This window comes from Siccirubricoccus sp. G192, from assembly GCF_019084075.1.
Lineage (GTDB): Bacteria > Pseudomonadota > Alphaproteobacteria > Acetobacterales > Acetobacteraceae > G192.
Window position 1 is genome coordinate 3,953,464 of the sequence record NZ_JAHREN010000001.1, and the last position, 14,118, is coordinate 3,967,581.

Here is a 14,118-nt window from a genome sequence, read left to right on the forward strand (position 1 = left end):
GGAGATGCGCGCGGAAGCCGAGGCGGTGGTGCGGCTGGGCGCCCCGGATGAGCCGTTGGTCGAGACCCGCACCGGCTTCATGCGGTATCGCGGCCAGGGCCATGAGATCGCGGTGCCGCTGCCGGCGCGCGACTTCACCGCGGCGGATGCGGCGGAGCTGCGGGCCCGCTTCGACACCGCATATGCCGCGCTGTTCGGCCGCACCATCCCGCGGCTGGAGGTGGAGGCGCTGACCTGGACCCTGGCTTTGGCCACCGACCGGCCCCTGCCCGCCCCCGTCGCCGACCCGCCGCCCACCGCGGCGCCGCCCCCCCGCCGGCCACCGCAGCCTGCTCGACCCGGTGACCGGCGCCACCGAGGAAGCGGCGCTGCACGAGCGGGCCGGCCTGCCGCCCGGCGCCAGCATCCCCGGCCCGGCGCTGATCGTCGAGGACGAGACCACCACCGTGGTGCCGCGCGGCTTCACCGCCCGCATCAATGCCCTGCGCCAGATCATCCTGGAGGACAGCCAATGACCGCGATCGGCGATATCCGCCTGCAGGTGATGTGGAACCGCCTGCTCTCGGTGGTGGAGGAACAGGCGCGCGCGCTGGTGCGCACCGCCTTCTCCACCAGCGCCCGCGAGGCCGGCGACATCTCCGCCGGCGTCTTCGACCTCGAAGGCCAGATGCTGGCGCAGGCGGTGACGGGGACGCCGGGCCATGTGAATTCCATGGCCCGCAGCGTGGTGCATTTCCTCCGCGAATTCCCGGCCGAGACGATGCGGCCCGGCGACCACTTCATCACCAATGACCCCTGGAAGGGCACCGGGCATCTCTATGACATCGTCATCACCTCGCCCGCCTTCCATCGGGGCCGGCTGGTGGCGCTGTTCTCCTGCACCGTGCATGTCGTGGATATCGGCGGGCTCGGCCAGTCGCCGGACGGGCGGCAGGTCTTCCATGAGGGGCTGTTCATCCCGCTGCTGCCGCTGGTGCGGGAGGGTGTCTTCGACGAAAGCCTGATGCGCGTGGTCCGCGCCAATGTGCGGGAACCGGTGCAGGTGGAGGGCGACCTGCATGCGCTGGTGGCCTGCAACCTGGTCGGCGAACAGCGGCTTTCCGCCATGATGGCGGAGCACGGCATCGCCGACCTCGACGAACTCGGCCATCACATCATCAGCCGCTCCCGCGCCGGCATGGCGGCGGCGGTGGCGCGGCTGCCGCAGGGCACCTGGCATGGCGAAATGCGGATCGACGGCTACAACGAACCGATCGACCTCAAGGCCGCCGTCACCATCGCCGGCGACCATGTGGCGGTGGATTTCGCCGGCACCTCCGGTGCCTCGGAATACGGGATCAATTGCCCGATGTGCTACACGGAGGCCTATACCGCCTTCGGGGTGAAATGCATCGTCGGCCCCTCCATCCCGAACAATGCGGGCACGCTCGACAGCATCCTGGTGACGGCGCCGCCGAATAGCATCGTCAACGCGCTCTGGCCGGCGGCGGTGAATGCGCGCTCCACCATCGGGCATATGCTGCCGGATGTGGTCTATGGCGCGCTGCACCAGTGCCTGCCCGGCAGGGTTCCGGCGGAGGGCACCAGCAATCTCTGGAACCTGAAGCTCGGTGCCGGGCATGGCATCACCGGGCCAACAGGCGCCAATAGCCCGCCCTTCATGGTGACCACCTTCCATTCCGGCGGCGCCGGGGCGCGGCCGGCGCAGGACGGGCTTTCCGCCACGCCCTTCCCCTCCGGCGTGCGCAACGTGCCGGTGGAGATCACCGAGACCATCGCCCCCGTGGTGGTGTGGCGGAAGGAATTCCGCCCGGATTCCGGCGGCGCCGGCAAGCAGCGCGGCGGGCTCGGCCAGGTGATGGAGGTGGAGCACCGGCACGGCGCGCCCTTCGGCATCTTCGCCACCTTCGAGCGCGTGCACCACCCCGCGCGCGGCCGCGAGGGCGGCGGGCCGGGCGGCGCGGGGCGGCTTTCGCTCGGCTCCGGCACGGTGATGAAGGGCAAGGGCTTCCAGGTGATCCCGGCCGGCGACCGGCTGGTGGTGGAGATGCCGGGCGGCGGCGGCTATGGCGACCCCAAGGCGCGCGAGCCCGAGCGGGTGGCGCGGGACGTGACGCTCGGCCTGGTGAGCGAGGCGGCGGCGAGGCGGGACTACGGAGGGAAGTAAGAGCGGGGGAAGACACTTCCCCCGCGCCCCCATCGCTTTCTCCGAGTTCATGGCGGGGCGAATTTCTTCGACCAGACCCTTCGGCCGCCGGCATAGGCAAGCAGGCGGCCGAGCCGGGTGAGGGTGCCGGGCGGCGGCGGGTCCGAGAAGAGGCGATCCAGCAGCCTGGCCTGGAAGCGGTGCAGCGCTTCGGACAAATCCCGGTTCGGCATGTAGCAGGGCAGCATCGGCAGCGCGCTGAACAGGCCGAGGCGACGGGCGAGCGTCAGGCCGGCCATGCCGAGCAGGCGCATGGCGCGGCGCGCGGCGCGGCAGAGCCAATACTCGATGGCCCGGAGTGCGGGTGGGCAGGTGGGCAGCGCCAGGGCCGCCAGCAGGCGGGCCCAGAGCCCGGCATGGGCGAGGCGGCGGAAGTGGCGGCTGACGGTATCGGGCTTGCCGAACTGCTCCGGCAGGGCATGCCAGGGCTGGCCCGAGACGGCGATCCACAGCATGGCATCGAGGCGCGCGCGCCACTCGCTGCCGAGCGGCCGTCCGGCCCGCCGCCTGGCCGAGCCGGGTGCGGCAGCCATCCAGCGGCGGAGATGCGGCGTGAGTGCGGACCACTCGGCATCGGAGAGCGGCGCCCAGTCCCGGCGGGGGGTGAAGTGCGGCATGGGGTGGGCCTCCGCCTGAGAAAGGCGCGAGAGTAGCGGAAGCGGAATAGATTTGGAAGACTGTTTTCCTATTCCATTCGGCAGATCTTTCCCAACCTTAGGTTTCCCGGTATCCTGCCCAAATCGGATTTCAGCTGCGCTACGTGGCTCATGCCGACAGATACATGGACCTCCGGATAAAAAATTCATGCAATCAGTTGCATTCTTCAATAATAAAGGAGGTGTAGGCAAAACCACACTTGTGGTAAACCTCGCTGCCTACCTCGCTCTTGAGAAGAAACGGCGTGTCCTACTCATTGATGCCGATCCACAATGCAACGCAACGCAAGCCATGTTCACTGATGACTTCGTTGATAGGAGGTATTCAAATAAAAATAGCTTTTCTATCTACAAAGTAGTTCAACCCCTCGCGGCCGGTAAAGGCTATAGCGCGTCACTGGCAGTGGAGCGCAGCAAACGGTTCGGTGTCGATGTCATTGTCGGGGATCCTCGACTGGCACTAGCTGAAGATGTGCTTGCACGTGACTGGTCAACCGCCGTGTCCGGCGATACGAGGGGCTTACGAACCACTCTTCTATTTTCAGAGCTACTAAGTAGGTGCGGAGAATACGATTATGTTCTCTTTGATGTGAGCCCGAGTCTCGGGTCCATTAACCGTGCCGTTCTCGTTGCGTGTAATTTCTTTATCAGCCCGATGTCTGTGGACATATTCAGCCTACGCGCACTCGAAAATATTGCTTCAGCTTTAGAGAATTGGAGCCGCCAGCTATCGAGGGGTTTAGAAGAAAATCCGGAACCAGAAGAGCTTCCGATGCGAAGTTATAACTGGCGCCTGCGGTTCGCTGGCTATGTTTCTCAGCAATATATAGCTAAGCGAGATGCTGAGGGGCACGCAAGGCCGGTAGCAGCTTACGAAAAGATATCGAAGCGCATTCCCGACCTGATCGCAGAGCATTTTTTAGGTGACCAAGCTTCTCCACTTCGCAAAGAGGACTATGCTCTTGGAAACATCCCTACTTTGCATAGCCTTATTCCAATGGCGCAAAGCGCTCGGGCACCTATTTTTGCCCTAGGCGCAAAGGACGGAGTGGTTGGCTCACATTTTCTAAAGGTGCGTGAGCTAAAAGATACCTTTGGTGGTATAGCGAATCGACTGGAAAGAAATATCAACGAGCTCTCGCAAATCTAATGTCTTTGTGGCTTGAAAATGTTGTCGAAGCGGTGGCAAGACGACGTGCTATTGTCGTACTTGGGGCCGGAAGTTCGTTTCATTCAACCCCACTGCCGGGGTCGGCGCGCCCTCCTGGGTGGAAAGAGTTTCTTCTCACCGCGGCCGACCGTCTTGCTGTTGCCCCGAAATCTGAGGCAAAAAAGTTAGTTAACGCTAGTGAATATTTATCCGCGTGCGAGATTATTAAGACACATTTGGGTGCGGACTGGCCTAGGTGCGTCGAAGCCGCGTTTGGGAACCAGCGCTTAGAACCTGGGGAATTACATACTCACATATATGCCCTGGACCTCCCAATAATAATGACGACTAATTTTGACAAAGTATACCAAAGTGCAGCAACAAAACTTTCTTCCTCAACTGTAAAGGTTAAGACCTACCGAGATAAGGATCTAGCTCTTCTGGCTAAGGGAGATGCTCAGTCTCGTGTGTTGCTGAAGGTACATGGTAGTATCGATGATATAGGGTCTATGGTTTTCACACGGTCAGATTATATAAAATTGCGGAATGAAAACCCGCTGTTTCAAAGAGTCCTTTCTTCTCTCGCCGTTACAAACACTCTTATATTTATTGGTTGCGGCTTAAGAGACCCCGATCTTGTGCTGATGTTGGAAGATTTAGCTGCAATCTCAATCGGTTTCGGTGAGCATGTTTGCCTCATCGACAACAAGCAAAGCTCAGAACTTCAGAGAGTTTACCGGGACTGTTTCGGTTTGCAGTGCGTGCGTTATCAATACGACAAACAACACTCAGAGCTCCCAAGGGCAGTTGCCGAGCTTGTCGATCTCACCTCTAAGCGGCGCGCCGAGATGGCCGCTGCCTCTCTTTGGTGAATCCCACTCTACACAGCAAAAATTCAACGCTGGCCTCTTGCTCATTACCCTTTCAAATATATTTTGAAGCGATGGTGCTGCCCTGCAAGGATGCCCGCCGTCACTGTCTTGCCTCGTTAATCCGGCAATGCTCTCGTCACCTCGCACCTCCCCGGAACCAACCCGATGCTCCCCTGCCGCATCGAAACCACCCCCGGCCTCACCTTCGACACCTCCGTCGCCGGCACTGATTCGGCCCCCCTCGTCCTCCTGCTCCACGGCTTCGGCGTCTCCCGCCACCTCTACGACGCCCAGCTCCCCGCCCTCGCCGGTGCCGGCTTCTTCGCCGTGGCGCCGAACCAGCGCGGCTATTCCCCCCGGCGCCCGGCCAAACCCCGCGGATGTCACGCAATACGATATCGAGCTGCTGATCGCCGATGCACTGGCCCTCGTCGCGGCGCTCGGCCACGGCGCGCGGCGCTTCCACCTGGTAGGCCACGACTGGGGCGGCAGCCTGGCCTGGGAGATCGCGGCCCGGCATCCGGGCCGCCTCGGCTCGCTCACCATGCTGTCCCGGCCGCATCCCCTCGCCTTCGCCCGCGCGCTGCGCGAGGACCCCGGGCAGCCGCACCGCTCCCGCCACCACAAGGCCTTCCTCGATCCCGGCGCGGCGGCCAGCCTGCTCGCTGAGGATGCGAAGTGGCTCCGCACCCGCCATGCCGCACAGGGCGTGCCGCCGGAGGCGACCGAGAAGCACCTCTCGGTCCTCGGCAACCCTGACGCGATGGAGGCGGCGCTCGCCTGGTATCGCGCCCGCGGCACCGTGCACCGGCCGATCGGCCCGATCGAGGTGCCGACGCTGTTTATCTGGGGCGATGCCGACGACACGGTGGGCCGCATGGCGGCGGAGGGCACGCGGGACTTCATCACCGCGCCCTACCGCTTCGAGGTGCTGCCCGGTGTCGGCCACTATGCGCCGGATCAGGTGCCGGACCGGGTCAATGCGCTGCTGCTGGAGCACCTGGCGGCGCATCCGCTGTAGCCGGTCAGAGGCGGATGCCGGCCGCCCGGATCACCTCCGCCCATTTCCCGGAATGCTCGCGGATCTGCGCCGCCGTTTCCTCCGGGCTGCCGGGCCGCGCCAGGACGAAGCCCTGGGCCTCCAGCAGCCGGGCGAGGTCGGGGTCGGCCATCGCCTCCCGCGTCGCGGCATTGATGCGGCGGACGATGCCGGGCGGCACGGCGCGTGGCGCGTAGAGCACCATCTGGCTGGTGGAATCATAGCCCGGCAGGCCGGCCTCGGCCAGGGTCGGCACCTCGCCCAGCACCGGCACCCGCCGCGGCGAGGACATGGCGATGGGCCGGACGCGGTTGGATTGCAGCTCCGGCAGCGCCACCGGGATGGTGCAGAACATCATGGCGACGCGGCCGGCCACCACGTCGATCAGCGCCGGCGGGTTGCCGGCATAGGGAATGTGCAGCATCTCGATCCCGGCCATGCGGGCCAGCAACTCGCCACACAGGTGCCCCGCGCCGCCGATGCCGAAGGAGGCATAGGTCAGCTCCCCTGGCCGTGCCTTGGCATGGGCGATCAGCTCGCGCAGCGACTGCACCGGCAGCCGCCGGTTGACGAGCAGCACATAGGGCACGTCGGCCAGGTGCAGGATGGGCACCAGGTCGCGTTCCGGGTCGTAGGGCAGCGAGGGCATCAGGTAGCGGTTCAGCTCCACGCTGTCGCCGCCCGAGAGCAGCGTGTAGCCATCCGGCGCCGCGCGGGCGACATGGGTGGTGCCGATCACCGTGGTGCCGCCGGGGCGGTTCTCCACCACGATGGTCTGGCCGAGTTCCCGGCCGAGCGCCTGGGCCACGGCGCGGCTCAGCAGGTCGACGCTGCCGCCAGCGACGAAGGGCACCACCAGGCGGATGGGCCGGTTGGGATAGTCGCCCTCGGCCGCGGCGGGGCGGGCGGCCAGGCCCGCGAGCGCCGGGGCCAGGCCGAGGGCGGCGCGGCGGGAGACGGGCATCGGCACGGCCCTCAATAGGGCCGGCTGCCCTGGATCTGCGTGCGGTGCATCAGGCGGCGCAGGCTGGCATCGAAGGGGTCGCGCCGGTGCATGACGCAGCGGTTGTCCCAGATCAGCACATCGCCGGTCTTCCACTGCTGCACCCAGGTGAATTCCGGCTTCGTGGCGAAGGCCCAGAGCTCGTCCAGCAGGCGCTGGCTCTCCTCCTGCGGCAGGCCCATGACATGGGCGTTGCGGCGGCGGCCGAGGAACAGCGACTTGCGCCCGGTCTCCGGATGGGTGCGGACCAGCGGGTGCAGCGCGCCGGGCAGTTCCTCCGGCGTGTAGCTTTCCCGGAAGCCGGCGCGCAGCTCGCCGGCGCTGTTGCGCGTGGCGTCGTGCTTGCAGGTGAGGCCGGCGATGCGCTCGCGCATGGCCGCGGGCAGCGCCGCCAGCGCCGCTTCCATGTCGCAGAACCAGGTATTGCCGTGGCCTTCCGGCACCTCGATGCCGTAGAGCACGCTCGCGTCGGGCGGCACCTCGTTGTAGGACATGTCGGTGTGCCACTCGGCCTCGCCGGCGCCGAGGCCGCCGATCGGCTCCCCGTTGACGACGATATTGGAGATGACGGTCACTTCCGGCCGGGTCGGCTCGTGCGGCCGGCCGGTGCGGGTGATCGGCGCCTTGTCGAGCTTGCCGAAGCGGCGGCTGAAATCGGCCAGCGCGTCATCGTCGATCCGCTGGCCGCGCAGGCGCAGCACCTTGCGCTCCAGCCAGGCCTGCTTGATGGCGGCGAAGGTGGAGTCATCCAGGTGCGCGAGGTCCGCGCCGCGGATCTCGGCGCCGAGCGGCGCGGCGAAGGGCACCACCTCGATCAGGCGTTCGGCAAGGGCGGCCATGGCGTTCCTCCTTTTCGGGAAGCCTAGCACCGGGCCGCCGGCCCGGGGAATGGGGCCCGCCCGGCTATCGCGGCGCGCCCGGATTGCCGCCCGCGGCCAGGTCGAGGCGGCCGACGGCTGCTGCGGCCCTCGGGTCGCGGGGTGCCGAATCCGGTCCGGGGGCCGGGCTGCGAATCCCAGAGGCCACCGGCCGCCCGATGACGGCGCGCCGGTTCTGCTCCAGGGTCCGCGCTGCCGTGGAACCCTCGGGCGCGATCACCGGGGAGAAGGCGGGCTGGGCGGGAGCGGATGCCGTGCCGAGGCCCAGCGCCAGGGCGGCGACGGGCAGGATGCTGCGGAACATGGTAATTGGCCTTTGCGGGAGGCCGGCACGAGGGCCGGACCTGTTGCCGCAAGGCTGGGCAATTCGCCGCGCTTGCGCCAATGCAAAGGATTGATGCGTGCCATTTGCCGCATTGATGGGCCGCCGCGCTGGCAGTGGCGGGGCCCACGTGATGGCCTCAGCCCGTGCCCTGGCGCAGGGTCTGGATGACCTCGAAGCCCTCGAACTCGGGATGGCCGAGATAGAGCGGCCGGTTCTGCCCGGCATGCGCATGCGCGCGCCGGAATGCCTCGGACCGGGTCCAGGCCTCGAAATCCGCCCGGCTGCGCCAGACGGTGTGGGAGGCGTAGAGCACGCAATCCTCCCGGGCAGGCCCGCGCAGGAGGTGGGATTCGACGAAGCCGGGAACGGCCCGGAGATGGGTGTCGCGCGATGCCCAGACCCGCTCGAACTCCTGTTCGGCACCGGGCGTCACCCTGAAGCGGTTCATGGCGATATACATCGGTCTCACCCCTCGTTGCCCGGGCGGGCAGCCCGGCAAGGCCATTCCGAGGCGATGGCGTGCGGCAAGCAGGCCCTTGCCGGACCCCCAGGGGCGCCCCGGCCGGAGTGCCGGCTAACGCCTGCTCCGCCCGGCCGCCGCGCCGCGCTTCGCCATTGCCGGCCGGGGCGGCGGCGCCACCGGGCCGCGCGGCTTGGCTCTGGCCCGGCTTGCCTGCCGGCCCGCAGCCTTGGCAGGTTTCGGCGCGGGCTTGGCCGCCTTCTTGCCCGCCGCGGCCTGGCTGCTTTTCTGGCCGGATCTGGCGCGCGCGGCCAGTGCGGGCTTTGCCGCCTTCGGCTCGGCGCGGCGCGGACCGGCCGGCGTGGCCGGCTTGGTTGCGCGGCTGGGTTTCGCGCTGGCCGCGGCCTGCGGCGGCGCTGCGGCAGGCTGGGGTTCGGCGGCGCCGAGCACCCGGTATTCCGCCACGGGGCTGCCGGGGTCGCGCGGCACCAGCACCACGCCGGGATCGAGTGCCTCGGCCAGGCTCGTGGCGGTCACGGCCGGCGCCTCCAGGATCTCGACCAGGCGTGCCTGCAGCCAGGGCGAGAGTGGCGCCGCTTCCGCGGCATTGGGATCCTGCAGGGCCAGCCGCTCCAGGGCTGGGATGCCGGCGAGGCCGCGACGCGCCAGGGCCCTTGCCGCGCCCTCTCGGGCCGCGCGCTCACTGAACGCGGTGACCATGCAATGCGCATGATGGGATGTGGCCGACCATGCCGGGTCGGCGAGACGGGCCTGGATGGGCTGCAACAGATAGAGCGGCAGGGCTTGGGTCTCCTTGTTTTTCGTTGCGCGGCTTCCGCTCCCCTGCCGGCGGCCGCACGGCTCGTGCCCGCAGCGTCATTGCGCTGCGGCCGTTGTCTTCCCCTGCCGCGCAAACTGCCCGGCGGAACCGCCGGGGACAAGGGGGGTTCCGGCGAGACAGGGCGCAGCGTGATGGGAAATAACGGCTCCGCCGCAGCGCCCCCCTTGCCTGCCGCCCAGGGACCAGGCCCGGAAATTCGCGCCCAGGTTGCCAGCCCGCCCTCGGGCTGCCCGGAGACCCGCCCGGCCCCCAAACACGCTGCTTCCCCCGCGGGCCGGCCTTCCCCTAGCGTGGCGCCCGGGAGGGCGGCAAAGCACCTCCCCCACCAAGGGAGGATGGGATGATGGCCATTGCCAGGCGCGGCGCCCTGCTCGGCGCGCCCTTCCTGCTGTTCGGGGCGAGCGGCCAGGCCGGGGCGGAGGACTACCCGGCGCGCGCCGTGCGCGTGGTCATCGGCTTCGCTGCGGGCGGCGCCACCGACATCATGGCGCGGCTGCTCTGCACGCAATTGACCGAGCGGCTCGGCGGCGCGCCCTTCGTCGTGGAGAACCGCCCCGGCGCGGGCACGCTGCTCGCCGCGGAGATGGTCGCGCGCGCCGCGCCGGATGGCTACACGCTGATGTACGCCTCCTCCTCCACCGTCATCACGCCGCTCATCAACCGCGGCTCGGGCCTGGACCCGACGCGGGATTTCGCCGCGGTCTCCATGGCCCAGGCATCGCCGATGATCCTGGTCGCCAACCGCGACTTCCCGGCGCGCACGCTTCCGGAGATCGCCGCCATGGCACGGGACTGGCCGGGGCGGATCACCATCTCGCATCCCGGCACCGGCGGCATCAACCACCTCTCGCTCGCGGTCTTCGCGCGGCGGGAGGGCATCGAGTTCACGCTGGTGCCATTCAACGGCAACCAGCCATCGCTGAACGCGCTCATGCGTGGCGACGTGAACCTCGCCAGCGATTCCCTCTTCGCCACGCGCCCGCTGCTCGAGGCCGGCCATATCCGCGCCGTCGCGGTGACCGGGCTGCAGCGCTCGCCGGTGCTGCCGGAGGTCCCCACCTTCGCCGAAACCCTGCCGGGCTACGAGGCGATCTTCTGGTCCGGCTTCATCGCCCCGCGCGCCGCGCCGCCGGCGGTGCTCGACCGCCTCAACCATGAGGTCAATGCGATCCTGCACCTTCCCGGCATCCTGGAGCGCCTGCGCGGATTCGGGGCCGAGCCGGCCGGGGGCAGCCGGGAGCAATTCGCCCGGGTGATCGAGGACGACTGGGCGCGCTGGGGCGCCGTGGTGCGCGAAACCGGCCTGCGGGGCGATTAGGCCAAGGCCGTCCCACCCGCATGGCCCGCATCCCTGGGCCATGCGCAGCCCCAGGCGCCGGCCGGCCCTATTCGTCCTCGAGCGTGAAGCCGGCCTTGAGTGTCACCTGGAAGTGGTCGACCTTCCCGTCCAGGCCGACGGCGCCCCGGACCTGCTTCACCTCGAACCAGCGCAGGTTGCGCAAGGTGGCGCCGGCCCGGGCGACCGCTGTACGGATCGCGTCATCGATGCTCGTCGTCGACGAGCCCACGAGCTCGACCACCTTGTAGACGTGCTCCGGCATGACCGTCTCCTCCTTGGCCCTGGGCGGGCCGATGGAAGCAAAGCGCCTGGGGCCGCGGGGTTGCCCGGCCCGGCCAGGCCCCCGGCCCGCATGGGCACCCGGATCAGCGAGGGGCCGCGGCCGTGACGGTGGCCAGGACCTCCTCCAGCGGCGTGGGCAACACGCGCTCGGCACCGGCGAAGGGCCGCTCGCGCACTGCGACGAGGCCGAGCGTGGCCGCGGTCGCGACGGCGAAGAGGACCAGGGCCGCGAGTTGCGCCCGCGGCCGTTCCAGGTGGACGATTCCCAGCGCGATGAGGGTCAGCAGCGCCAGGATCAGCACGGCCGCCCATTTCGTCTGATCCGCCTGGTCGCCGCTCAGCAGCAGCCTGTCGTCGCGGGCCCGGCGGACCTGGAGGAGGCTGCCCAGCAGGGCGCCATGCACGACCTGGCCGGCCGCCGCCGCGGCGCCCGGCTTCGCCACCTCGCGCAGCAGCGCGTCGAGGGCGTCGTCCGCCGCCGCCGACCTGCCCCCCTCTTCCATGAGTGGCCATTCCTCCGCGACCACCACCTGGACATAGGCGCGCAAGGCGTCCCGCAGGCCGGTCATGTCGGCGGTGATGGCGGCGCTGAGCTCATGGGCCGCCATCAGCCCATCGCGCTCGGCGAGGACCGCCCGCTCCGCCTGCCTCTCGCGCTCCCAGATGTCGTTGGCGAGAAAGCCGGTCAGCAAGGCGAAGAGCACCGCCAGGACACCTGCATAGGGTGCGACGACGCCGGCGATGCCCTGCGCCCAGGGGCGGGTGATGCGGCCGAAGCTGAGCCAGTGGATGGCGATGGTTACCACCGCGAGGCAGGCGGCCAGCACCAGGAAGACCGCTCCGATGGGAAGGTCGAGCCAGGCGCGGATCAGGGTCACGGGTCGTCCCCTCCTCTCCGCCCTTCCGACCATGGGCGCGCCAAGCCCCGCGACGATCGAGCGGCTGCACCGATGGGCGGCAAGGGCTGCGTCCACCCGGGTCTGCCTCGCATTCGGCCTGGCAGGGGCTGGCCCCCGAAAGCCGCAAGGCGGAAGACTGTTGCTCCCCTTGCTCTCCCGCTGCAACCATCCTGAATGCCTTCGCTGCAATCGGCCAGGACTGCAGGAGCCGGGCCTCAGTCGCCGGCGCGGATACCGGCGGCACGGAGGATGCCGCTGAACTTCGCGAGCTCGTCCTGCCAGAAACCGGCGAAGTCACGCTGGCCGCGGAACACGATGGGCGTGGCCAGCCTGCGATACCCCTCGATCACCGCCGGCGCCTGGAGCGCACGCTGGCAGGCGGCCTCCACCCGGCCCAGGAATTCGGGCGCCGTCCCGGCCCTGGCGAAGAGCCCCGACCAGATCGAGTAGACGAGGTCGAAGCCAAGCTCCCGCATGGTCGGCGTCTCGGGGGATTCCGGCGAGCGGCGCTCGGCCATGACCGCGACCGCTTGCAGGTCATTGGCCCGGAGGGTCCCGGGCTGGTCCGCGAAGACCCCGACATCGCCGCGCAGGAGGGAGGTCACGGCCTCGGCATTGCCGCGATAGGGGATATGGGTCATCTCGACGCCCGCGGCCCGGGCCAGCGCCACGGTCGTGATATGCGGCATCGAGCCGGGGCCGGTGGAGGCGAAGTTGAAGGCGCCCTGCGCCGCCCGCGCGCCGTCGAGCAGTTCCGGCAGCGTGCGGATGCCGCTGTTCGGCGCCGTCATCACCACGACGGGCGTATCGGCGATCTGGCAGATCGGCGCGAAATCCTCCGGCCGATAGGGCAGGTCCGTGCGGAAATGCGGCTGGATCACCATCGCGCCGATCGGCGACAGCAGCAATGTCGTCCCATCCGGCCGCGACCGCGCGACCTCGGCGACGCCGATCGTCCCGGCGGCGCCGACGCTGTTCTTGACCACGACCGGGGTGCCGAGCGCGGCCGAGAGCTCCGGGGCCAATAGCCGGGCCATGAGGTCGGTGGGCCCGCCCGCGACGAAATTGACCACGAGGGTGATCGGGACCTGGGCCCGGGCGGGCAGGGCAAGCGCGAGCGTCAACAGGCCGGCGAGCACGAGGCGCATGGACCATCCTTCCCTTCCGCGGGCGGGCTTCGCGCCACCCTGCGGCGGCCGAGCCTAGCGGCGGACCCCGCGCCCCGAAAGCCCGCGATGCCGGGTCTGATGCCGCCCTGCCCTGCCGCTCCGGCACGGTCTTCCGGCCCTGGTCCTTGCCATCCCCGCAGTGTTTGTATACCAGAAGCCTGCTCACGGCGCCGGCATCGAGCCTGCCGCCGTCCACGCATCCTGCCGGCTTCTGCCGCCTATCGGCAGAGCGATGGCGATCCGGCCGCAGGCAATCCCGTCCGCGGTCCGCCTTTCACGCCCTGGCGCCTTTGTCCGGCATCCGCCTCGAGGCGGCCGGCTGGCCCGCAAGAAACCGAAGGAGAACCCCTGAATGGCGTTCGACCGCCACCACACCCTGTCTGTCCATGGCCGCCACGCCGCCCTCCGCCGAAGGAGGCCGCGGGAGGAGGGCGCCGCATAGTGGCGGCGGCTGACTGGCGCCTGGCCGTGACTTGCGCCGCACTTGGCCTCACCTCCCTGGCCGCCGCCTGCGCCCCGATGGCCGATCGGTCGCTGGCCTCCACGGCAGCATCCCCAGGGGAGGAGCGCACCGCCACCGCGCCGCCCGAGGCCGCCCGGCCAGACAGCCTGGAGTCGGCATCGGAGCAGCCAGGGATCCGGCCGCTCGGCGAGCAGCAACTGGGCAAGGCCTCCTATTACGGCCCCGAATTCACCGGCCGCAAGATGGCCAATGGCCGCCGGTTCGACCCCCGCTCCACCTCGGTGGCGCATCGGACGCTGCCCTTCGGCACCAAGGTCCTGGTGACGCATCTCGGCAATGGCCGTTCCGCCATGGCCACGGTCGAGGATCGCGGCCCCTTCGTCGCCGGCCGCATCATCGACCTCAGCCCCCGGCTCGCCGAGCATCTCGGGATGATCGCCCAGGGCGTCGCCCCAGTCGAGGTGACACCGGTCGAGGTGACTTCGGCCGAGGCGGCACGGGTCGAACTGGCCGAGGCGCGGGACTGAGGCACCCGG

The 14,118-nt window shown here is 68.9% G+C and carries 15 protein-coding genes and 1 pseudogene; 7 read left to right on the forward strand and 9 right to left on the reverse strand.

What is annotated here, in order from left to right:
- Positions 1–341 precede the first annotated feature (341 nt).
- Together KSF81_RS30025 and KSF81_RS19055 are read left to right on the forward strand one after the other, a co-directional pair.
- Positions 342–515, forward strand: a complete 174-nt coding sequence (locus tag KSF81_RS30025) for a hypothetical protein (protein ID WP_309139735.1) — start codon at positions 342–344, stop codon at positions 513–515.
- Between the two features lie 26 nt (positions 516–541).
- Positions 542–2,167 (forward strand): annotated as a pseudogene (locus tag KSF81_RS19055) (hydantoinase B/oxoprolinase family protein); the annotation flags it as partial.
- 47 nt (positions 2,168–2,214) lie between these two features.
- On the opposite strand, the gene KSF81_RS19060 reads toward KSF81_RS19055, so the two are convergent.
- Entirely contained in the window at positions 2,215–2,823 is a 609-nt protein-coding gene (locus KSF81_RS19060; protein ID WP_217380309.1) for a transposase, read from the reverse strand.
- A 187-nt stretch (positions 2,824–3,010) separates the two neighbouring features.
- Here KSF81_RS19060 and KSF81_RS19065 point away from each other — a divergent pair, with 187 nt between their 5' ends.
- From KSF81_RS19065 to KSF81_RS19075, 3 genes are all read left to right on the forward strand, one after another.
- On the forward strand, positions 3,011–4,012 hold the full coding sequence (locus KSF81_RS19065; protein ID WP_217380310.1) for a ParA family protein: 1,002 nt from the start codon (positions 3,011–3,013) through the stop codon (positions 4,010–4,012).
- A gap of 341 nt (positions 4,013–4,353) precedes the next feature.
- Positions 4,354–4,884, forward strand: coding sequence for an SIR2 family protein (locus KSF81_RS19070; RefSeq protein ID WP_217380311.1), 531 nt, complete (start codon positions 4,354–4,356; stop codon positions 4,882–4,884).
- 310 nt (positions 4,885–5,194) lie between these two features.
- Positions 5,195–5,905, forward strand: a complete 711-nt coding sequence (locus tag KSF81_RS19075) for an alpha/beta fold hydrolase (RefSeq protein WP_217380312.1) — start codon at positions 5,195–5,197, stop codon at positions 5,903–5,905.
- 4 nt (positions 5,906–5,909) lie between these two features.
- Here the strand turns inward: KSF81_RS19075 and KSF81_RS19080 are convergent, their stop codons facing one another.
- The 5 genes from KSF81_RS19080 to KSF81_RS19100 form a co-directional block, all read right to left on the reverse strand.
- Complete coding sequence (locus KSF81_RS19080; RefSeq protein ID WP_217380313.1) at positions 5,910–6,887, reverse strand: tripartite tricarboxylate transporter substrate binding protein; 978 nt, start codon at positions 6,885–6,887, stop codon at positions 5,910–5,912.
- 11 nt (positions 6,888–6,898) lie between these two features.
- Positions 6,899–7,765 (reverse strand): TauD/TfdA family dioxygenase, encoded by an 867-nt coding sequence (locus KSF81_RS19085; protein WP_217380314.1) that lies wholly within the window; start codon positions 7,763–7,765, stop codon positions 6,899–6,901.
- A 64-nt stretch (positions 7,766–7,829) separates the two neighbouring features.
- Positions 7,830–8,108: a hypothetical protein gene (locus KSF81_RS19090; protein ID WP_217380315.1), complete on the reverse strand. Its 279-nt coding sequence runs from the start codon at positions 8,106–8,108 to the stop codon at positions 7,830–7,832.
- Between the two features lie 157 nt (positions 8,109–8,265).
- Positions 8,266–8,589, reverse strand: a complete 324-nt coding sequence (locus tag KSF81_RS19095; RefSeq protein WP_217380316.1) for an antibiotic biosynthesis monooxygenase — start codon at positions 8,587–8,589, stop codon at positions 8,266–8,268.
- Between the two features lie 114 nt (positions 8,590–8,703).
- Positions 8,704–9,309, reverse strand: a complete 606-nt coding sequence (locus KSF81_RS19100) for a hypothetical protein (RefSeq protein WP_217380317.1) — start codon at positions 9,307–9,309, stop codon at positions 8,704–8,706.
- Positions 9,310–9,770: 461 nt separating this feature from the next.
- On the opposite strand from KSF81_RS19100, the gene KSF81_RS19105 reads away from it, so the two are divergent.
- Entirely contained in the window at positions 9,771–10,748 is a 978-nt protein-coding gene (locus KSF81_RS19105) for a tripartite tricarboxylate transporter substrate binding protein (RefSeq protein WP_217380318.1), read from the forward strand.
- A gap of 67 nt (positions 10,749–10,815) precedes the next feature.
- Here the strand turns inward: KSF81_RS19105 and KSF81_RS19110 are convergent, their stop codons facing one another.
- The 3 genes from KSF81_RS19110 to KSF81_RS19120 all read right to left on the reverse strand — a co-directional run bounded on the left by KSF81_RS19110 (position 10,816) and on the right by KSF81_RS19120 (position 13,098).
- Positions 10,816–11,031 carry a dodecin gene (locus tag KSF81_RS19110; protein WP_217380319.1) on the reverse strand — a complete coding sequence of 72 codons (216 nt, stop codon included), beginning with the start codon at positions 11,029–11,031 and terminating at the stop codon, positions 10,816–10,818.
- Positions 11,032–11,134: 103 nt separating this feature from the next.
- Positions 11,135–11,929 carry a DUF4239 domain-containing protein gene (locus KSF81_RS19115; protein WP_217380320.1) on the reverse strand — a complete coding sequence of 265 codons (795 nt, stop codon included), beginning with the start codon at positions 11,927–11,929 and terminating at the stop codon, positions 11,135–11,137.
- Positions 11,930–12,165: 236 nt separating this feature from the next.
- The gene (locus KSF81_RS19120; RefSeq protein WP_217380321.1) at positions 12,166–13,098 is read right to left on the reverse strand and encodes a tripartite tricarboxylate transporter substrate binding protein; all 933 of its coding nucleotides are present in this window, start codon (positions 13,096–13,098) and stop codon (positions 12,166–12,168) included.
- 462 nt (positions 13,099–13,560) lie between these two features.
- Between KSF81_RS19120 and KSF81_RS31160 the strand changes: the two genes are divergently transcribed.
- A complete protein-coding gene (locus tag KSF81_RS31160; RefSeq protein ID WP_309139614.1) occupies positions 13,561–14,109 on the forward strand; it encodes a septal ring lytic transglycosylase RlpA family protein in 549 nt (182 codons plus the stop codon).
- Positions 14,110–14,118: the final 9 nt, after the last annotated feature.

Bases quoted from the DNA above. Each gene is read 5' to 3' on its own strand.
- KSF81_RS19060 (WP_217380309.1), bottom strand. From the start codon at position 2,823: ATGCCGCACTTCACCCCCCGCCGGGACTGGGCGCCGCTCTCCGATGCC.
- KSF81_RS19065 (WP_217380310.1), top strand. From the start codon at position 3,011: ATGCAATCAGTTGCATTCTTCAATAATAAAGGAGGTGTAGGCAAAACC.
- KSF81_RS19070 (WP_217380311.1), top strand. From the start codon at position 4,354: ATGACGACTAATTTTGACAAAGTATACCAAAGTGCAGCAACAAAACTT.
- KSF81_RS19080 (WP_217380313.1), bottom strand. From the start codon at position 6,887: ATGCCCGTCTCCCGCCGCGCCGCCCTCGGCCTGGCCCCGGCGCTCGCG.
- KSF81_RS19085 (WP_217380314.1), bottom strand. From the start codon at position 7,765: ATGGCCGCCCTTGCCGAACGCCTGATCGAGGTGGTGCCCTTCGCCGCG.
- KSF81_RS19090 (WP_217380315.1), bottom strand. From the start codon at position 8,108: ATGTTCCGCAGCATCCTGCCCGTCGCCGCCCTGGCGCTGGGCCTCGGC.
- KSF81_RS19095 (WP_217380316.1), bottom strand. From the start codon at position 8,589: ATGTATATCGCCATGAACCGCTTCAGGGTGACGCCCGGTGCCGAACAG.
- KSF81_RS19100 (WP_217380317.1), bottom strand. From the start codon at position 9,309: ATGGTCACCGCGTTCAGTGAGCGCGCGGCCCGAGAGGGCGCGGCAAGG.
- KSF81_RS19105 (WP_217380318.1), top strand. From the start codon at position 9,771: ATGATGGCCATTGCCAGGCGCGGCGCCCTGCTCGGCGCGCCCTTCCTG.
- KSF81_RS19110 (WP_217380319.1), bottom strand. From the start codon at position 11,031: ATGCCGGAGCACGTCTACAAGGTGGTCGAGCTCGTGGGCTCGTCGACG.
- KSF81_RS19120 (WP_217380321.1), bottom strand. From the start codon at position 13,098: ATGCGCCTCGTGCTCGCCGGCCTGTTGACGCTCGCGCTTGCCCTGCCC.